The organism is Brotomerdimonas butyrica (assembly GCF_025567305.1).
GTDB classification, from domain to species: domain Bacteria; phylum Bacillota; class Clostridia; order Peptostreptococcales; family Anaerovoracaceae; genus Lentihominibacter; species Lentihominibacter butyricus.
Genome location: NZ_JAOQJP010000011.1, coordinates 40,613 through 58,154, shown reverse-complemented (window position 1 = coordinate 58,154; position 17,542 = coordinate 40,613). Strand labels below are relative to the sequence as shown.

At 47.7% G+C, this 17,542-nt stretch carries 21 protein-coding genes; 5 read left to right on the top strand and 16 right to left on the bottom strand.

The features are described from left to right. Nucleotides 1-145: 145 nt before the first annotated feature. The 10 genes from hisIE to OCV59_RS08745 form a co-directional block, all read right to left on the bottom strand. Nucleotides 146-790: a bifunctional phosphoribosyl-AMP cyclohydrolase/phosphoribosyl-ATP diphosphatase HisIE gene (gene hisIE, locus OCV59_RS08790; RefSeq protein ID WP_147594121.1), complete on the bottom strand. Its 645-nt coding sequence runs from the start codon at nt 788-790 to the stop codon at nt 146-148. Between the two features lies 1 nt (nt 791). After that, a complete protein-coding gene (hisF, locus tag OCV59_RS08785) occupies nt 792-1,547 on the bottom strand; it encodes an imidazole glycerol phosphate synthase subunit HisF (protein WP_147594120.1) in 756 nt (251 codons plus the stop codon). Nucleotides 1,548-1,565: 18 nt separating this feature from the next. Beyond that, complete coding sequence (gene hisA / locus OCV59_RS08780) at nt 1,566-2,276, bottom strand: 1-(5-phosphoribosyl)-5-[(5-phosphoribosylamino)methylideneamino]imidazole-4-carboxamide isomerase (RefSeq protein WP_147594119.1); 711 nt, start codon at nt 2,274-2,276, stop codon at nt 1,566-1,568. A 6-nt stretch (nt 2,277-2,282) separates the two neighbouring features. Then, on the bottom strand, nt 2,283-2,903 hold the full coding sequence (gene hisH / locus OCV59_RS08775) for an imidazole glycerol phosphate synthase subunit HisH (RefSeq protein ID WP_147594118.1): 621 nt from the start codon (nt 2,901-2,903) through the stop codon (nt 2,283-2,285). Then, nucleotides 2,904-3,491: an imidazoleglycerol-phosphate dehydratase HisB gene (hisB, locus tag OCV59_RS08770; RefSeq protein ID WP_147594117.1), complete on the bottom strand. Its 588-nt coding sequence runs from the start codon at nt 3,489-3,491 to the stop codon at nt 2,904-2,906. 22 nt (nt 3,492-3,513) lie between these two features. Beyond that, the gene (gene hisC, locus OCV59_RS08765) at nt 3,514-4,575 is read right to left on the bottom strand and encodes a histidinol-phosphate transaminase (RefSeq protein ID WP_147594116.1); all 1,062 of its coding nucleotides are present in this window, start codon (nt 4,573-4,575) and stop codon (nt 3,514-3,516) included. After that, on the bottom strand, nt 4,572-5,192 hold the full coding sequence (gene hisG / locus OCV59_RS08760) for an ATP phosphoribosyltransferase (RefSeq protein ID WP_147594115.1): 621 nt from the start codon (nt 5,190-5,192) through the stop codon (nt 4,572-4,574). The genes hisC and hisG overlap by 4 nt, the downstream gene beginning before the upstream one ends. Then, complete coding sequence (locus OCV59_RS08755) at nt 5,193-6,305, bottom strand: ATP phosphoribosyltransferase regulatory subunit (RefSeq protein WP_147594114.1); 1,113 nt, start codon at nt 6,303-6,305, stop codon at nt 5,193-5,195. It abuts the gene before it with no gap. A gap of 798 nt (nt 6,306-7,103) precedes the next feature. Next, the gene (larB, locus tag OCV59_RS08750) at nt 7,104-7,868 is read right to left on the bottom strand and encodes a nickel pincer cofactor biosynthesis protein LarB (RefSeq protein WP_147594113.1); all 765 of its coding nucleotides are present in this window, start codon (nt 7,866-7,868) and stop codon (nt 7,104-7,106) included. A 16-nt stretch (nt 7,869-7,884) separates the two neighbouring features. Beyond that, entirely contained in the window at nt 7,885-8,442 is a 558-nt protein-coding gene (locus OCV59_RS08745) for a 5-formyltetrahydrofolate cyclo-ligase (protein ID WP_147594112.1), read from the bottom strand. Between the two features lie 97 nt (nt 8,443-8,539). Here OCV59_RS08745 and scfA point away from each other — a divergent pair, with 97 nt between their 5' ends. The 4 genes from scfA to OCV59_RS08725 all read left to right on the top strand — a co-directional run bounded on the left by scfA (nt 8,540) and on the right by OCV59_RS08725 (nt 11,066). Continuing rightward, the gene (gene scfA / locus OCV59_RS08740) at nt 8,540-8,686 is read left to right on the top strand and encodes a six-cysteine ranthipeptide SCIFF (RefSeq protein WP_147594111.1); all 147 of its coding nucleotides are present in this window, start codon (nt 8,540-8,542) and stop codon (nt 8,684-8,686) included. Nucleotides 8,687-8,816: 130 nt separating this feature from the next. Further along, nucleotides 8,817-10,190: a thioether cross-link-forming SCIFF peptide maturase gene (scfB, locus tag OCV59_RS08735; RefSeq protein WP_147594110.1), complete on the top strand. Its 1,374-nt coding sequence runs from the start codon at nt 8,817-8,819 to the stop codon at nt 10,188-10,190. Between the two features lie 254 nt (nt 10,191-10,444). After that, nucleotides 10,445-10,855: a DUF3796 domain-containing protein gene (locus OCV59_RS08730; protein ID WP_147594109.1), complete on the top strand. Its 411-nt coding sequence runs from the start codon at nt 10,445-10,447 to the stop codon at nt 10,853-10,855. Between the two features lies 1 nt (nt 10,856). Beyond that, complete coding sequence (locus OCV59_RS08725) at nt 10,857-11,066, top strand: helix-turn-helix transcriptional regulator (RefSeq protein WP_147594108.1); 210 nt, start codon at nt 10,857-10,859, stop codon at nt 11,064-11,066. Nucleotides 11,067-11,268: 202 nt separating this feature from the next. On the opposite strand, the gene nudC is transcribed toward OCV59_RS08725, so the two are convergent. The 4 genes from nudC to OCV59_RS08705 form a co-directional block, all read right to left on the bottom strand. Further along, on the bottom strand, nt 11,269-12,132 hold the full coding sequence (gene nudC, locus OCV59_RS08720) for an NAD(+) diphosphatase (protein ID WP_147594107.1): 864 nt from the start codon (nt 12,130-12,132) through the stop codon (nt 11,269-11,271). 107 nt (nt 12,133-12,239) lie between these two features. Continuing rightward, nucleotides 12,240-13,313: an electron transfer flavoprotein subunit alpha/FixB family protein gene (locus OCV59_RS08715; RefSeq protein WP_147594106.1), complete on the bottom strand. Its 1,074-nt coding sequence runs from the start codon at nt 13,311-13,313 to the stop codon at nt 12,240-12,242. An 18-nt stretch (nt 13,314-13,331) separates the two neighbouring features. Further along, nucleotides 13,332-14,117, bottom strand: a complete 786-nt coding sequence (locus tag OCV59_RS08710) for an electron transfer flavoprotein subunit beta/FixA family protein (protein ID WP_147594105.1) — start codon at nt 14,115-14,117, stop codon at nt 13,332-13,334. Between the two features lie 23 nt (nt 14,118-14,140). Next, nucleotides 14,141-15,307, bottom strand: a complete 1,167-nt coding sequence (locus tag OCV59_RS08705; RefSeq protein ID WP_147594104.1) for an acyl-CoA dehydrogenase family protein — start codon at nt 15,305-15,307, stop codon at nt 14,141-14,143. 249 nt (nt 15,308-15,556) lie between these two features. On the opposite strand from OCV59_RS08705, the gene OCV59_RS08700 reads away from it, so the two are divergent. Next, nucleotides 15,557-16,333, top strand: a complete 777-nt coding sequence (locus OCV59_RS08700; RefSeq protein WP_147594103.1) for an enoyl-CoA hydratase-related protein — start codon at nt 15,557-15,559, stop codon at nt 16,331-16,333. A gap of 110 nt (nt 16,334-16,443) precedes the next feature. On the opposite strand, the gene OCV59_RS08695 is transcribed toward OCV59_RS08700, so the two are convergent. Then, complete coding sequence (locus OCV59_RS08695) at nt 16,444-17,232, bottom strand: HAD family hydrolase (RefSeq protein ID WP_147594102.1); 789 nt, start codon at nt 17,230-17,232, stop codon at nt 16,444-16,446. Beyond that, nucleotides 17,233-17,529: a putative quinol monooxygenase gene (locus tag OCV59_RS08690; RefSeq protein ID WP_147594101.1), complete on the bottom strand. Its 297-nt coding sequence runs from the start codon at nt 17,527-17,529 to the stop codon at nt 17,233-17,235. Nucleotides 17,530-17,542 lie beyond the last annotated feature (13 nt).

Below are 17,542 nucleotides of genomic sequence, written 5' to 3'. Positions count from 1 at the left end.
GGGGGTTTTAGTCGACATCCTGTGCCACATTGCACTAAAATATTTTACACTCTGACATGATTCGACAAATTATTTCAATTTTTATCGCTTCACCTTGTGATATGTAACATGTATATTTGTCAGATCTGCCGTGGGAATCCGACAGCTATTTCATTCTCTCCTGCTTCACCTTGTGGTCTATGACATGTCTCTTCGTCAGTTCTGCCGTGACGTCCTGCAGGGTTATGCCCTGTTCCACCATCATCACCATAAGATGGTACGCCAGATCAGCAACTTCGTATATCGTCTCTTCTTTGTCGTTCTTCGCGCCTGCGATGATGACTTCTGTCGATTCCTCGCCGACCTTCTTGAGGATCTTGTCCATGCCCTTCTCAAACAGGTATGTAGTGTAGCTGCCTTCCTTCGGCTGAGTCTTCCTGCCTTCGATCATCTTGTACAGACCTTCGTATGAAAACGGCGTCATTCCCTCGCCGATGTATTCGAGGTTGAAGAAACAGCTTTCTTCTCCTGTGTGACACGCAGGTCCGTTCTTTATCACTTCTATCACAAGCGCATCTCTGTCACAGTCGGATGTGATCGATACGACCTTCTGAGTGTTGCCGCTCGTCTCGCCTTTTCTCCACAGCTCCTGTCTGCTCCTGCTGTAAAAGCACGTATAACCTTCTTTCATCGTGATCTCGAGAGATTCTCGGTTCATGTACGCCACCGTCAGGACCTGCTTCGTATAGTGATCCTGCACCACTGCAGGGATCAGTCCCTTTTCATCAAATCTGAGTTTTTCTATATCCATATTACAATCTGACCTCCACGCCTTCATTTCTGAGATATTTTTTAAGATCTGCTATCTTTATTTCCTTGTAGTGGAAAATGCTCGCAGCCAGTCCCGCGTCCATGCCTTTATGTCTGAAGAGCTCTGAAAAGTCTTCCATCTTTCCCGCTCCGCCCGACGCTATTATCGGCACATTGACTCTCGCCGCGATCTCATCGAGCAGCTCCAGATCGAAGCCCTGCTTGACTCCGTCGGTATCGATGCTGTTCACAACGAGCTCTCCCGCTCCGCTGTTCACTCCGTCGACCGCCCACTGCAGCGCATCTATGCCTGTGTTCTCACGTCCGCCCTTTGCAAAGAGCCTGAAGCTGCCGTCCACGCGCTTTATGTCCATGCTCAGCACGACGCACTGATCTCCGTATTTCTTCGCAGCCTTTTCTATTATCTGCGGATCACGGATCGCGCCGCTGTTCACGCTGACCTTGTCAGCTCCGCACTTGAGCACTCTGTCAAAATCGTCCAGAGTATTTATGCCGCCGCCCACTGTCAGCGGTATGAATATCTCTGACGCCACTTTCGTGAGTATATCTGTAAAGAGCCCGCGCTCTTCCACGCTGGCTGTTATGTCATAGAACACCAGCTCATCGGCGCCTTCTCTGTTGTAGAACTTCGCCATTTCCACAGGATCCGAAACATCCTGTATGCCTTCGAAATTCTTGCCTTTTACAACCCTGCCGTTTCTTACGTCGAGACAAGGTATGATTCTCTTAGTGATCATGTTTCGCTTCTCCCATCTCTATTCAGCAAGTTCCACTGCCTTTGCCAGATCCAGCTTGCCGCTGTATATCGCCTTGCCGAGGATCGCTGCCGAAACGACATCCCTCAGCTGCTCTATCTCCTCGTAAAAGCTGATGCCGCCCGACGCCACGATATCCAGGTTCTCGATCTTGGCGAGCTTCCTGTAGGCTTCCATATTAGTCCCCTCCAGGCTGCCGTCTCTGGAGATATCAGTGTATATCACGGTCTTCACTCCGATCTTCTGCAGATATCTGCAGAACTCGAAGCTTTCTCTGTCGGTCACCTCTTTCCAGCCGTTAACTGCGACGTATCCGTCTTTCGAATCCACGCCTACAGCTATCCTGTCGCCGTATTTTGCGATCATTTCCTCCAGGAACTCCGGATCTTTTACCGCAACAGTCCCCAGTATCACTCTGCCGACTCCGATCTCGAGATACTGCCTGATGCGTTCCTCGTCCCTGATACCGCCTCCGACTTCGACGAACATATCCACATTTTCTGTGATCTTCTTTATCGAGTCGTAGTTAACGAGCTTTCCGTCCTTCGCACCGTCGAGGTCGACGAGATGCAGGTTGCCGGCGCCCGCTGCCTTGAATGATGATGCGATCTCCACAGGATCATCGCTGTAAACGGTCATCTGATCGTAGTCGCCCTGAAAAAGCCTGACCACCTTACCGTCTCTCAAATCTATTGCAGGAAAAATCTTCATATCCGCCTACACCTCCATAAATGCTCTAAGTATGTTGAGTCCGACGTCTCCGCTCTTCTCCGGGTGGAACTGCGTTCCGTAAACGCTGCCGTTTCTTACAGCTCCCGTGATCTTTATGCCATACATCGAAGTCGCTATCGTGCTCTCCTCGCAGTCTCTGCCGTAGAAGCTGTGCACGTAGTACACGCAGTCGCCCTGCTTTATATACTTGAAAAGCGGCTCGTCCTCCTTGAAGTCCAGAGCATTCCAGCCTATGTGAGGAACCTTGAGATCAGTTATGCCCTGCTTCTTCAGATCCTCATCTATAGACGCCACTGTGCCCTTTATGAGACCTAAACCCTTGTGCACTCCGTACTCATGGCTTTCCTCAAAAAGCAGCTGCATGCCGAGACATATCCCCAGCAGCGGCTTGCCCGCTGCGGTCTCTTTCATGATCGTATCCACGAGACCTGTGGCTCTGAGCTTTGCTGCAGCATCCTCGAATGCCCCTACGCCCGGCAGTATGATCCTGTCGGCCTTTTCTATATCTTCGCTCCTGTTCGTCACTACCGTTTCAGCTCCGAGATATTTCAGCGAAGCTGTGAGGGAGAACAGGTTCCCTACTCCGTAATCTATTACCGCTATCATCTACAACACTCCTTTTGTCGAAGGTATCTCATCCGCGTATTCGTCCTCGACCGCGCATGCCTGTCTGAGCGCGCGCCCCATTCCCTTGAATACAGCTTCTATTATGTGATGTGAATTCTCGCCTGCCAGCATCTTCACGTGTATCGTCAGACCCATCTCCCGCGCCAGCGCCTCGATGAATTCCTTCACCAGCTCAGTGTCAAAATCTCCGACCTTCTGAGTAGGTATCTGCACATCGAAATTGACGCAGCTGCGGCCGCTTATATCTACCGCGCAAAGCACGAGCGCCTCGTCCATAGGCAGCAGCATGCTCCCGTACCTGTAGATGCCCCGCTTGTCTCCGAGCGCCTCTCTGAAAGCTCTTCCCATCGCGATGCCGATGTCCTCCACGGTGTGATGGTAGTCGACATGCGTGTCGCCGTTGCAGTCGACAGCTATATCGAATCTGCCGTGTCTGGTGAACAGCTCCAGCATATGATCCAGGAACCCGCATCCCGTGTTTATCTCATATGCGCCGCTTCCGTCTATCTCCAGTGCGAGCACTATCTTTGTCTCTTTCGTGTCTCTGACGATCTTTTTTCTTCTCATTACGCTTCTCCTTCTGCACGCACTATCCGAGGATCTCCTCCGTAGCTCTGACAAGCGCTTTCATTTCTTCAGGCGTGCCTATCGTTATTCTGACAAAATCTCTGATCTTTTCATCTTTGAAATGCCTTACTATTATATTATATTTTTTGAGCTTTGTGAAATATTCTTCGCCGGAAATACGATCGCCGGAAGCGAACACGAAGTTCGCACTCGAAGGAAGCACGCGGAATCCCAGTTTTTTCATGTCCGCAACGAAAGCTTCTCTGGTGTCCATTATCAGCTTTCTCGTCTTTTCAAAATATGCGGTATCCTTCATCGCCTCGGCTCCCGCAAGGATCGAGAGGCGGTTTAGGTTGTACGGATTGAAGCTGAACTTTATCCTGTTCATATCTGCTATCAGCCCGCTGTTTGCCATCGCAAAGCCCACTCTCGCGCCTGCAAGGCTCCTCGACTTGGAAAGGGTCTGCACGATCATCAGGTTGTCGTAGCTGTCTATCAGGCTCACCGCGCTCTGCGCTCCGAAATCAACGTACGCCTCGTCTATCACGACCAGGTTGTCTATGTTATGCTTAAGTATCGCCTCGATCTGATCGAGCGTCAGTGCCATCCCTGTCGGCGCATTAGGATTAGTGATCACGATCGTTCCGTCCGCGTCGTAATAGTCCTCCGGTCTTATGGAAAAATCCTCCGCGAGCGGCACTTTCACGCTCTCAGCCCTGAAGATATCGCAGTATACCGGATAAAAGCTGTAGCTTATCTCAGGATAGTATACCCTGCCGGTCCTGCCCTGGAACGCCATGAATATGAATGCGAGTATCTCATCCGAGCCGTTCCCTGCGATCACCTGATCCTTTCCGATACCGTAATATTCCGCAACAGCGTCTGTGAACTGCGATGCCGCCGGTTCCGAATAAAGCTTCAGCCTGTTCACTTCCGCCTCGTTTATCACCTTTACGACCGACGGCGCCGGCTCGTAAGGATTCTCGTTCGTATTGAGTTTTATCAGTTTCCCGAGCACCTTAGGCTGTTCGCCCGGCGTGTACGGCTCGAGAGTCTGGAATTTTTCATTTAAAAATCTGCTCATTTCACCTGTTCTCCCAGCTTCTGAAGCATGTCCGTTATCATCTCATTTTCGAATTTGAAGCTCGTCTTGTTCGCGATGAACCTCGCGCTGATGTTCTCGAACTCCTCGATCACGCTCAGATGGTTCTCCCTGAGCGTATTACCGGTCTCCACGATATCGACGATCACGTCCGAAAGACCAAGTATCGGAGCCAGCTCGATGCTTCCGTTCAGCTTTATTATCTCTATATCTCTGTTCCTGCCGCCATAGAAATTCTTCGCGATGTTCACGTACTTCGTAGCCACGCGCAGCGTCCTGTCAGGGTCTTCTATGTATCCGTCCGGCGCAGCGACAGCCATCCTGCACTTTCCTATATCGAGGTCGAGCAGCTCATAAACGTCTGATTTGTTCTCTAGAAGTATATCCTTGCCCACGATACCGACGTCTGCAGCCCTGTGCTCGACATAGATCGCAACGTCGCTCGGCTTTACGAGAAGATATCTTACGTTTTTCTCCGGACTCTCGAAAACGAGTTTCCTGTTCTGTTCATAATATCCCGGGCAGTCATATCCGGCCGATGCAAGCATATCGTATACCTGATCTCCGAGACGTCCTTTAGGCAGCGCTATATTCAGCATTTATATCTCCTCCTTCTTTGTCTCACCGTTTTCAAGAATGTATTTCTCTCTGTATCTGAGGCACGCAGGTGCCTCCGTCTCCGCTCTGACCGTCAGGCCTTCCTTCTGCAGGCTCTTCACCGCTTTGAAAACGTCAGCTGCAGGTGTTTCTGCGTCGTAGATCAGCAGCGCGTCGACATCGTATTCCGAAGCCGGCATCCTGCCCTTTGTGAGCTCGTCGAGATAGATCGCGAAACCCACAGCGCCTGCATCCTTTCCGAACAGCTGCATAGCCTTGTCGTACTGACCTCCGGCCAGCACGCAGCCCGGCAGATTTCTTATGTAACCCCTGAACACTATGCCGTTGTAGTATTCCATGTCGTTTATCATGGAAAGGTCGATCTGTATATTTTTCGCGTATCCAAGGCTCTTGAGCGCGCTGCAGTATTCCTGCAGTTCATCGAGATCCTTTTCCATTTTTTCGTTCACCGCCATGGTTCTCGCCTTTTTCAGCGTTTTGCTCATCTCACCGTAAAGAAATGGTATTCCGCTGAGGATCTCGGCGTTCCTGCCGTCGATCCCGGCGGTCTCTATGATCTTGTTTATACCCGTCACATTTTTCTGTCTGATGTGCTCCAGCAGTTCTCTGCAGATGTTTTCATCAAGTCCCAGCGAATCGATGAAATCTATCGTGTAGTGCATCTGCGATATCTCGAGCAGATAGTCGGGATCGATCGTCTTGAGCGACTTGGCTGCAAGCGCTATCACCTCGAGTATACTGTATCTGTCTATCCTTCCCATATATTCGAGACCCATCTGGTTGATCTCCTTGAAGCAGTGGTTCTCGCGGTTTTCTCTGTAAACGTTCTCTATGTAGTAAAGCTTCTCGCTTTTCTCTCTCGTCGCGCCCGTATTGTTGATGACGCTGAGCGTCACGTCCGGCTTCATCGCCAGCAGTCTTCCGTCAAGGTCTGTAAAGGTCAGCACCTTGTCGCCTATCAGAAAGTTCCTGTTCGTCGCATAAAGCGAGTATTCCTCGAATTTGCTTATCTTGTATTTTTTATATCCGAATTTCTCGAAAAGTCCTCTGAGCTCCAGCGTGGCTCGTTCATCAGGTCTGAGATTGTATTTCATATTCGCTCCCCCTTTGCTTTATCACATTAAAGTGTTACTTGATTACTGTAATAACAGTATACACTCTGCATGCTGTTATGTCCAGTCTAAATTCAAAAGAATCCTTAGAAAAAGCCGATAAACGGTCATTCACATAATCGACCAAAAGAAAAAACCGCCACGATATTGAAATCACGGACGGAGTTTTACTTTTATTAAAGTGAGTCGCATTATAGTTTTCTGAGATCATCCTCTGATATTCCGGTGACTTCTATATATAATATCGCGATCTATTCCTTTGGCTAACATCTGGCTAACATCTTTCCGGCGATCTCAATACCGCCCTCAGAACGTCCTATGGCTTCACCGATCTTCTCACCCTAGGCACGGGCTTTTTCACCAGCAGACCGCTCGCACTCATCTAGATAATCTTAAAGTTTATGTATCTGCCACCCGCCTGTTATCGACGGTCAGCGGTTACCTACACAACAGTTATGAACGATTACCAAAAATATTATTCCAGATCATGCTTTTTAGCATTTTTGCCCGAATATCACATTGAAAAAAATCGTCATTTACCAGAATATCGACTCAGCCTAATTGTCTTTGGTAATTTTTCCTGTCATTCTAGCGATTTCTCGATGTCATTTTACCAAAGCTTGAGTGTCGATCATGGATTCTTGGTATTTTACCTTCTCATACAGGTCATAAAACTGCAATTTTTACCAAAATACCAGATGCCGGAACCCAGTCTTGGTATTCGCCACGTCCATCATGCACAAGCTCCTTTTTTCAAGATGCTCATCAGCAGATCCACATTCAGCGTTTTCTGTTTATCACAGAAGCCAGGTATGCCGCTCCGAAACCATTGTCGATATTGACGACTCCGACTCCGTTGGCACAGCTGTTGAGCATCGAAAGTAGAGCTGAAAGTCCTCCGAGATTCGCGCCGTACCCTATGCTCGTCGGCACTGCTATGACCGGCACGTCCACGAGACCTCCGACAACGCTTGCCAGAGCGCCTTCCATACCTGCTATGACGATCACGACATCTGCAGCCCTTATCCTGTCGAGCTTGTCGAACAGCCTGTGTATACCTGCAACGCCCACATCGTATATCCTGTCCACTCTGTTGCCCAGCATCCCGGCTGTCACTGCAGCTTCCTCAGCTACCGGTATGTCAGCAGTTCCGGCCGTTATCACCGCGACCGACCGTCTCTGCTCCATAGTCTCCTCACCGTCAGATTCCATATCCCTGACCGCTATGATACGTGCAGTCTCATAGTATTCCGCATCGCTGAGCAGTTCCTTCACCGCCTTATAATCTTCCGCGGTCGCTCTCGTTCCCATGATATTGCCGCCGTTTTTCACAAGCTCAGCCATGATCTGCGCGATCTGCCGCGGTGTCTTTCCCTGACAGAACACCACTTCAGGGAATCCCGTCCTCACTGCTCTGTGATTATCCACATTGGCAAAACCTATATCCTTGAACGGCAGATCACGCAGCTGCTCATACGCATCGTCCACTGCCAGACCACCGTCCTTTACTTTTTCCAGAACTTCCTTTATATATTTTTCTTTCATCGCATCCCGTCCTCCGTCACTCTATCACCCTTTTTTCACTCACGACCAGCACCGGCCTGATGTCATGTTCCTCTGCAGGGACACCATCCGTTATCTGAAAATCATAGCACACTGCCGCAGTCATACATTCTCCGTATTTTTCAAGGAACCTGTCATAGTACCCGCCGCCGTATCCGATCCTGTCACGTTTTTCCGAAAAAACCGCGCCCGGCATAACCACGAGCGTCTCGCCTCCCGGCACCAGCACATTTTCCGAATCGGGCTCCCGTATACCGAAAGCCCCGCTGATGAGTGCGGTTTCCTCACCATACAGATGAAAATGCATAACTCCATCTCTGACCCTGGGCAGCCAGACGGTCTTGCCGTCAGCCCGCGCCCTTTCCATTATCAGAGTCACATCCACCTCGTTCCTTATAGGCATGTAAAGGCACACGTTTTCTGCACGTCTGTACTGTTCAGTGTCCTGCAGCCTGCTGCATATCGCCTCGGAATGCAGCTTTACATCATCGTCGCTGAGCGAGCTTCTTATATCAAGTATTTCTTTTCTCAGTTCTTTTTTGTTCTTCATATCCATATATTATCAGACTTTCCCATGCTTTACAATCCGTTGAAAATATGATATCATGTTATGCAGTAATATTACAACATTTAACAGAAAGGTGGAACCACAAGTGAAAAGAATCAAGACTTTAGTATCACGCGATCTCGAAAAATCTGCTAAGACAGGGGGCTGCGGAGAATGCCAGACTTCATGTCAGTCCGCAAGCAAGACTTCATGCAGCGTTGCTAACCAGCAGTGCGAAAAATGCAAGAACTAGAAGTTCGTTTCAGGATACTGTGACATACTGATATCGATTGCTGCATCTGGGATCCGGATGCAGCTATTTTCTTGTGACCGGGGTAATCCCCGTACATTCTGTTTGATTTGGAAAGGAATATAGGATATACATGGTTCATCAATATAAATTAAACGGCTACAATATCGTGCTGGATTCGGAAAGCGGCTGCATACATACTGTAGATGATGCGGCTTACGATGCGATCGCGCTTTACGAGAACACACCCGCAGAAGAGATAATCTCGACGATCAGTCAGCGCTACGACATATCAGAGGCTGACGTACAGGAGATCCTCGACGATATAGAGACGCTGAAAAAAGACCACCAGCTCTTTACAAAAGACCTGTTCTCCGGACAGGCCGGCCTGTTCAAGGAACGTCAGTCCGTAGTCAAGGCGATCTGTCTCCATGTTGCACACGCGTGCAATATGACATGTGAATACTGCTTTGCAGGCAAAGGTGAATATCACGGCGAGCAGGCTATCATGAGCTACGAAGTCGGTAAGCGCGCACTTGACTGGCTGATCGAAAACTCAGGCACGCGACGCAATCTCGAAGTCGATTTCTTCGGCGGCGAACCGCTGCTCAACTTCGACGTCGTCAAGCAGCTCGTTGCATATGGCCGTTCTCAGGAAAAGATACACGACAAGAATTTCCGCTTTACGCTTACGACCAACGGTATGCTCCTCGACGACGAGGTGATCGAATTCGCCAACAGAGAAATGAGCAATGTCGTGATAAGTCTGGACGGCAGGAAAAATATAAACGACAAGGTCAGAAGGACTCACGGAAACGAGGGCACGTACGATATGATCCTGCCTGCTTTCAAGAAGCTCGCTGACTCAAGAAACCAGCAGAACTACTACGTGCGCGGCACGTACACTCACTATAATACGGATTTTGCAGACGATATACTGCACATGGCTGATCTCGGCTTCAAGGAGCTGTCCATCGAGCCTGTAGTTGCGCCTGCAGATGCGCCTTATGCGCTTCAGGAATCCGATATACCTAAGCTGCTTTCCGAGTATGAGCGACTGGCATGTGAGATGCTCGATCGCAAACGTGAAGGCAAAGGCCGCGATTTTACATTCTATCACTATATGATAGATCTGACAGGCGGGCCGTGCATCGTCAAGCGTATCTCCGGCTGCGGCGTCGGCACTGAATACGTCGCTGTTACTCCGGCAGGCGACCTGTATCCATGTCATCAGTTCGTCGGAGACGAGAAGTTTCTGCTCGGAAATATCTACGACGGCATCACGAACGCATCGGTATGCGATGAATTCAAAGGCTGCAATGTATATTCGCACAGCGAATGCGCCGACTGCTTCGCCAAACTCTACTGCAGCGGCGGCTGCGCTGCTAACGCATATCACACGACGGGTTCGATAACAGGCGTGTATGACATGGGGTGCCAGCTCCATAAAAAGAGGATCGAATGTGCCATCATGCTCAAAGTCGCAGAGATGTGCGAAGATCTGTAGGAATTTAAAAAATCTCAAAGAATCGAAAACGGCAGTATCTCCTGATTTGACAGCAGGAATACTGCCGTTTTTTATTTTTCCAGCCGCAATGCCTGATATGATTTTTGAAATAATAATACCCCTGTTAGATATCCTCAACACGATTTCAGAAAAAAATGTTATAAATATATCACTTTTAGTGTTGACCTTCTCATATTCAAGTGATATATTTATAACATCGCAAGTGCGAAATATGTAACATCAAGGAGAGAATCATGAATAAAAAGGTAACATTAAGAGAGCTTGTTGGTGCACGTATCGTGCTGACAATTTGTATTGCAGCATATTACTGGTGCTGGGCCAGAAACAGCTGGGAAAATTATTTTTCCTCTATACAAAACTGCGTTGCAATATTTGCTTTTTGTTTTTTCTGTTTCCTGGCTATACGTGAAAAAAAATACAAGAAAGAGATCACAGATGAAATGGCGGCTGCAAATCTAAAACGTTGCGATTCGATCTGCTACAAGATCGTAACGGTATTAATCGTCTGTATCGGATTTCTGTCCGCTATTTTAAGATTTACAGTATCCCCGGAAGTGATCGGATATATGCTGGTCGGCACACTGGTACTGATGTCAATTATAAGAACTATCCTATTCTGCTATATGGATATAAAGGGGGTTTAAAATAGTGCTCGTAACTAAAATCAAAGAATATCGTGAGCAGGCAGGTTATAAGCAGAGCGAACTTGCGGAGCTTGTCGGTACAAGACGAGAAACGATCGTTCATCTTGAAAACGGCAGATATAATCCCTCCCTTAAATTGGCTATGTCTATTGCGAAAGTATTCCATGTGACCGTTGAGGACTTGTTTGAATTTGTAGATGAAGAAAAGTAAAACGTCTCCAAGTATATCAGCGATAATCCACGAAAACAGGGCGCCGCTATAATGATCATAAATCTTTATAGCGGCGCCCATCATTTTTAAACTAAAGCACTGCAATGATCACCACCAGCGCTGTCGACAGCTGAATACATGTCACACTGCAACCTAAATCCAGTCTGAAATTTGACCTATATGGATCAAAGTTCTTACAGACCTATATCTCACCCTTCCTGAACGCTTCTATCATCACTGCCGTGATGCTCATATCGTTTTTCATCTGCGGGATCTCATCTCTATGCATCCATACTGCTTCTGAAAGCTCGCTGCGATCAACTGTGACAACATCACTGCCATCGAGCGATGCGAAGAATCCCGTGATCAGTGAATCAGAAAATCCCCACGGCTGACTGCCGAAATATTTCAGATCTTTCACCTTCAACCCGACTTCCTCCATCACTTCACGCTGCAGAGCACCTTCGACCGATTCGCCTATCTCCACAAAGCCCGCGATCAGCGCCAGTCCTTTATACGGTCTTCCTGCATATCTCGTGACGAGCAGTCTGTCTCCGTCTGTTATAGCAGCCATTATCACCGGGGAAATACGCGGATACTGGATATTCCGGCATTCAGGGCATATCATCGCACGTTCCTTATCGGAATGCTCCATAACACTTCCGCAGCAGCCGCAGTACCGGTGTTCTCCATACCAGTGATCCAGATGTCTGGCAGTAACTGCTGCAAGCGCCGGCCATCTCTCATGCCTGTCATACAGTTCACGTATATCGACGTATTCCATTCCCTCGGGACTTCCTTCCGGGATCCTGTCTGCCATAGCTTTTCCCGGAATCAGGAACATCGGTGACTCATCGACTGAGAAAGCATAAACTGCCTGATCAGCAATCTCGCTGGCTTCGCCCTGCAGCTGCCCTATCACCGGCAGGCTCAGTCTGCCATTCTCATTGCACACGAGGACTTTTCCTCCTCTGAATGTAAAAAATACAGAATCAGATCCGACTCGAGCCATGTTTGCCTTTGCAAATGAATTGTCGAGAAAATGCGGAGCTATTTCATGTATCACTTGTATTCACCCTCCTTGGTTTAGTTACAAGAAAAGAGGCTGTGTCCGGCATAATGCCGGAACACAACCTTCTTGTCATTCAGATTATTATACTGCCACAGTGCAGACTAGTTGTTTTCTGCCTTGTACTTTTCGAGAGCTTCTGCGAGCTTAGGGATGATAACTTTTACGTCACCAACGATTCCTAAATCAGATACTTCGAAGATAGCAGCTGTATCGTTCTTGTTGATTGCGATTACGCACTCTGAGTTTTCCATACCTGCGATGTGCTGGATAGCACCTGAGATACCGCAAGCCATGTACAGTTCAGGTCTAACTGTCTTACCAGTCTGACCAACCTGTCTGTCTCTTTCGATCCATCCTGCATCAACGTTTGCTCTTGATGATGAGATTTCTCCGCCGAGTAAGTCAGCAACCTTCTTTAATTCGCCGAAGAACTCAGGTGAACCGATACCTCTTCCGCCTGATACCAGAACCTTAGCTTCTGTGATATCAACAGCTTTCTTAGTATCTTTAACTACTTCCTTGATAGTTACGTTCATGTCTTCAGGAGTGAAGTCTACCTTGAACTCCTCAACAGTTCCCTGCTTGCCGGCAACAGGAGCGATCTTCTTCATTACTCCAGGTCTTACTGTTGCCATCTGAGGTCTGTAATCAGCGCATCTGATCGTTGCCATTACGTTACCGCCGAATGCAGGTCTTGTCATCTTTAATGTAACGTCGTCCATGCCAAGTCTCTTAGCGATCGAATCTGTATCTGCAGTTGAAGTTGCATGTAAGAAATCGAAGTACTTGTTCATGTCGATGTCCAGGTGAGTACAGTCAGCAGTCAGTCCAGTGTGAACTCTTGCTGCTACTCTTGGAGCGAGGTCTCTACCGATCGAAGTTGCTCCGAACAGTACGATGTTAGGGTCATAGTTCTTGATAACTGCTGTTAATGCCTTTGCATAAGGCTCAGTCACGTATTCCTCGAGCATAGGATCTTCTACTACGATTACACCGTCAGCTCCAGCTTCGATGAGTTCCTGTGCTCTGTCTTTAACATTGTTTCCCATGAGGACTGCGTAAACTTTTTCCTTAAGATCAGCAGCCAATATCGTTGCTTCACCGAGAAGCTCCAGAGTTACCTTGGCAATGTTGCCATCTCTCTGCTCTGCTATTACATATAAATCTTTGCTCATTTTTACGAATCCTCCCAACTAAATAATATGCTTTTCTTCCATCTTAGCTATGATTGCAGCAACGGCTTCGTCAGGGCTAACATCTAACTTAGTTCCTGCACCCTTAGCCATCTTACCGAATGAAGTTACAACCTTTGTAGGTGATCCATTAAGTCCGATGAAGTCTGGGTTTAAACCGTCTTTTAAGTCATCAAAGCCCCATACAGTGATATCTTTTGCATAAGCATCGATAACGCCGCCAGCGTGCATGTATCTTGGCTCAGCTAATTCCTGCAGTGCAGTGATGAGGCAAGGAGTCTTAACGTCGATCATGTGATGTCTGTCTTCGTACTGTCTTCTTACCGTTACTACATCTCCGTTAACGTCGATTTCTTCTGCATATGAAACCTGTGGGATTCCGAGGTTTTCAGCGATCTGCGGACCTACCTGAGCAGTATCTCCGTCGATAGCCTGTCTTCCTGTGATTACGAGATCGTATCCGATCTTCTTCAGTGCAGTTGAGATGATGATTGCTGTTGCGCAAGTATCTGAACCGCCGAATTCTCTTGCTGAAAGCAGGTATGCATCGTCGCATCCCATTGCAAGAGCTTCTCTTAATGCTACGTCAGCCTGTGGAGGTCCCATGCAGACAACTGTAACAGTTCCGCCTACTTTTTCCTTAAGCTGAAGCGCTGCTTCTATACCTGATTTATCGTCATGGTTGATGATGCTAGGAACACCATCTCTGATCAGTCTGTTAGTTTTAGGATCCAGTTTTACTTCGTTTGTGTCCGGAACCTGCTTTATGCACACTACTATTTTCATTGTTAATTTCTCCCTTCACACTACTACTTTATTTTCATTGATCCTGAAATTACCATCTTCATAACTTCTGATGTTCCTTCATATATCTCTGTGATCTTAGCATCTCTTAATGCTCTTTCTACAGGATATTCTCTGCAGTAGCCGTATCCGCCCATGAGCTGTACAGCTTCTCTGCACACCTGGTTAGCTACGTCTGAAGCGAATAACTTAGCCATTGCAGCTGCAGGACCGTAGTTTTCGCCAGCATCCTTAGTGCATGCTGCTCTCCATGTGAGGAGTCTTGCTGCGTCGATCTTAGTCTGCATGTCAGCTAATTTGAACTGAGTTGTCTGGAATGCTGCGATCGGTCTTCCGAACTGCTTTCTTTCCTTAACGTAAGCGAGAGCTTCGTTTAATGCCCCCTGTGCAAGACCTACTGCCTGTGCAGCGATACCGATTCTTCCGCCGTCGAGAGCCTTCATAGCGATCTTGAAGCCCTGTCCTTCTTTACCAAGTCTGTTAGCTGCAGGTACTCTTACGTTTTCGTATGAAACTTCGCAGTTTGAAGCTGCTCTGATACCCATTCTCTTGATGTTTTCACTTACTGTAACTCCAGGAGTTCTGTTGCCTTCGTCATCCTTGAGAGGTACGATGAATGCTGAGATACCCTTTGTTCCGATAGTCTTGTCAGTTAAAGCGAAAACGATGCATGTATCTGCAAAACCTGAGTTTGTTGTAAAGATCTTACCACCGTTGATGATGTACTCATCTGTAGCTTCGTCATATACAGCCTGTGTCTGCTGTCCTGCTGCGTCTGATCCTGCATTTGGCTCAGTAAGTCCGTAGCATCCTGACTTTGATCCGTCGATGAGCGGTCTTAAGAATTTCTGCTTCTGCTCTTCTGTACCGAAACCGTCGATGCATGAGCAGCAGAGTGAAGTATGTACTGAAATAGTGATACCAGTACTTCCGTCAACCTTTGATACTTCTTCCATGCACAGTGCATAACTGAGGTAGTCGCCGCCTACTCCGCCGTATTCTCTTGCGTAAGGAATACCCATAAGTCCGTATTTCTGCATCTTTGCAAGCAGTTCCATGCTGTAAACTTCTGTTTCATCCATTTCTTCTGCCAATGGTTTAACTTCATTTTCTGCAAATCTGCGATACATTTCCTGCTGAAGCAAATGTGTCTTTGATAATTTAAAGTCCATTGTTTATCCTCCTAAACTCTCCATTTAAATTTTGCTTACAATCACTTATTTATTTTAGGTCAAATAACAACTTGTGTCAAGCCGCATTTAGTATATATTATAGTGGCTTTTCTGAATATTGTCTACTAATAATTGAAAGAATTTTTTAAATTATTGACATGCTGAATTCCGCGTACTAATATGTTAACAGGTTATCGTTAAAGTTAAAAAATGTGTATTCTGCATACATCAGGAAAGGAGTAAAAAATCATGTTTGAGACTCTTAAGTATGAAGTAAAAAACAACATCGGCTACATCACGATCGACAGACCGGAAGCGCTCAATGCGATATCGATGACAGTGCTCAAAGAACTGCATTCTGTGTTCGAACAGGTCAATGACGATCCTGAAGTAAAAGTGGCTATCCTCACCGGTAACGGCAAAGCGTTCGTTGCAGGAGCCGACATCGCCCAGATGTCACAGCTCACAGGTGTAGAAGGCCATGATATGATAAAATACGGTGCCGGCGTCATGGATCTTATCGAAGCTATCGATAAACCTGTCATCGCGGCAGTCAACGGTTTCGCACTCGGCGGCGGATGCGAGCTCGCGATGGCCTGCGATATCCGCATCGCTTCCGAAAAAGCAAAATTCGGACAGCCTGAAGTCAACCTCGGTATCATACCTGGTTTCGGCGGTACTCAGAGGCTCCAGAGACTCATCGGCAAAGGCATGGCAAAATACCTGATCATGACAGCTGAGCTGATCGGCGCTGAAGAAGCTCACCGACTCGGCCTCGTCGAAAAGGTCACTGCTCCGGACGAACTCATCCCTGCATGCGAAGAGATCGCCAGAACTATCATGAGCAAGGCTCCTATCGCGATAAAGACTGCAAAGAACATCATCAACAAGGGCGCTATGCTTGACGTGCCTACAGCTGTCGCACTTGAAAGCGAAGCGTTCACCGTTCCGTTCTGCTCAGAAGACAGGATCGAAGGAATGAAAGCTTTCCTCGAGAGAAGAGACGCTGAATTCAAGAACAGATAGCGCGATACTTCATCGTACAGAAAAGAGCTCATAGAAAGAAAAAGCTTGTATCCCTGCATTTCATGAGATACAAGCTTTTTGATTTCTGTAATATATGCCGTGCTGATCCCTCACAGCGTTCTGAGCACCTTCATCACGCCGTCGTCATCATTCGATTCCGCCGTATGGCGCGCCGCCTTCATCACCTCCGGATGACCGTTTTTCATGCAGTAGCTCTCACCGCACGCATGCATCATCCCGAGATCATTGAGATAATCGCCGAAAGCCATCGATTCTTCCGCTGTTATCCCGTATCTTTCCTGGATCTGCCTTATAGCGTTCCCCTTATCGACAGATGCATTTGAAATGTCGAGCCAGTTGCTCCCGGATACCACTGCGCTGAGATGCTTTCCGATGCCGCTGAACACTTCAGATGACTTTTCGGCTGCATCTATGTCAAAGTATATCGCGATTTTTACTATCGAATCCCGATGTACCATCTCTTTGAGCGCTTCCATATTCTTGACGAAAGCATGCCTCTTATAGTAAAGCAAAGCGCCGTTTTTGCCGCCGTCTGCACTTTCCACGAGATATGCGGACTCTGCACCGCACAGTATCGGATGAGCATGAGGTATGCCAGCGATGATATCAAGGCACTTTATTATGTCCTGCTCTTCCATCACATCTCTGTAGATCATCTCTCCGTGTTCGAACACCAGCGCGCCGTTCTCAGCGATGAATATCAGACTGTCGACGGCTTCCCTGAAATCGTGCTCCAGCGTAAAATACTGTCTGCCGCTTGCGATCACAGTCCTGATATCCGGATGGCTGTGCACCCACGGTATGAAATCCTCCGGAACTTCATTCGCACTGCTGAGAAGCGTCCCGTCCATATCGACTGCGACCAGTTTTATACTCATCTATTTGCTGTACTGGTCTTCCACCAGTATCTCCGTATCGAGCACGTATTTTGCCTTCAGCTCTGAAAGCGTCGCAAAATGCGGCTGCTGCAGATGTTTCTTCTGCGCATCCCTGCTTTCCCACTGCTCCCAGAGGAACATTCTGTCATCGCGATCGGCATCGAAGAAGAACGCATATCTTATACATCCGTCTTCAACTCTCGTTTTTTCACCTATTTTTTCTGCCTTTACCTCTTCATAGAACTTTCTGCGTGTATTTTCATCCGAAAAACTGTATGTAACATAAAAATTAGTCATTTTGGTTCCTCCA

What these genes read in the sequence shown, in the direction of transcription:
- scfB (WP_147594110.1), top strand. Translation starts at nt 8,817, where the DNA reads ATGGTTCATCAATATAAATTAAACGGCTACAATATCGTGCTGGATTCG.
- larB (WP_147594113.1), bottom strand. Translation starts at nt 7,868, where the DNA reads ATGAAAGAAAAATATATAAAGGAAGTTCTGGAAAAAGTAAAGGACGGT.
- OCV59_RS08715 (WP_147594106.1), bottom strand. Translation starts at nt 13,313, where the DNA reads ATGAGCAAAGATTTATATGTAATAGCAGAGCAGAGAGATGGCAACATT.
- OCV59_RS08755 (WP_147594114.1), bottom strand. Translation starts at nt 6,305, where the DNA reads ATGAAATACAATCTCAGACCTGATGAACGAGCCACGCTGGAGCTCAGA.
- hisC (WP_147594116.1), bottom strand. Translation starts at nt 4,575, where the DNA reads ATGAGCAGATTTTTAAATGAAAAATTCCAGACTCTCGAGCCGTACACG.
- hisB (WP_147594117.1), bottom strand. Translation starts at nt 3,491, where the DNA reads ATGAGAAGAAAAAAGATCGTCAGAGACACGAAAGAGACAAAGATAGTG.
- hisA (WP_147594119.1), bottom strand. Translation starts at nt 2,276, where the DNA reads ATGAAGATTTTTCCTGCAATAGATTTGAGAGACGGTAAGGTGGTCAGG.
- OCV59_RS08695 (WP_147594102.1), bottom strand. Translation starts at nt 17,232, where the DNA reads ATGAGTATAAAACTGGTCGCAGTCGATATGGACGGGACGCTTCTCAGC.
- OCV59_RS08710 (WP_147594105.1), bottom strand. Translation starts at nt 14,117, where the DNA reads ATGAAAATAGTAGTGTGCATAAAGCAGGTTCCGGACACAAACGAAGTA.
- OCV59_RS08730 (WP_147594109.1), top strand. Translation starts at nt 10,445, where the DNA reads ATGAATAAAAAGGTAACATTAAGAGAGCTTGTTGGTGCACGTATCGTG.
- hisF (WP_147594120.1), bottom strand. Translation starts at nt 1,547, where the DNA reads ATGATCACTAAGAGAATCATACCTTGTCTCGACGTAAGAAACGGCAGG.
- OCV59_RS08705 (WP_147594104.1), bottom strand. Translation starts at nt 15,307, where the DNA reads ATGGACTTTAAATTATCAAAGACACATTTGCTTCAGCAGGAAATGTAT.
- OCV59_RS08745 (WP_147594112.1), bottom strand. Translation starts at nt 8,442, where the DNA reads ATGGATATGAAGAACAAAAAAGAACTGAGAAAAGAAATACTTGATATA.
- hisH (WP_147594118.1), bottom strand. Translation starts at nt 2,903, where the DNA reads ATGATAGCGGTAATAGATTACGGAGTAGGGAACCTGTTCTCCCTCACA.
- hisG (WP_147594115.1), bottom strand. Translation starts at nt 5,192, where the DNA reads ATGCTGAATATAGCGCTGCCTAAAGGACGTCTCGGAGATCAGGTATAC.
- hisIE (WP_147594121.1), bottom strand. Translation starts at nt 790, where the DNA reads ATGGATATAGAAAAACTCAGATTTGATGAAAAGGGACTGATCCCTGCA.
- OCV59_RS08700 (WP_147594103.1), top strand. Translation starts at nt 15,557, where the DNA reads ATGTTTGAGACTCTTAAGTATGAAGTAAAAAACAACATCGGCTACATC.
- OCV59_RS08690 (WP_147594101.1), bottom strand. Translation starts at nt 17,529, where the DNA reads ATGACTAATTTTTATGTTACATACAGTTTTTCGGATGAAAATACACGC.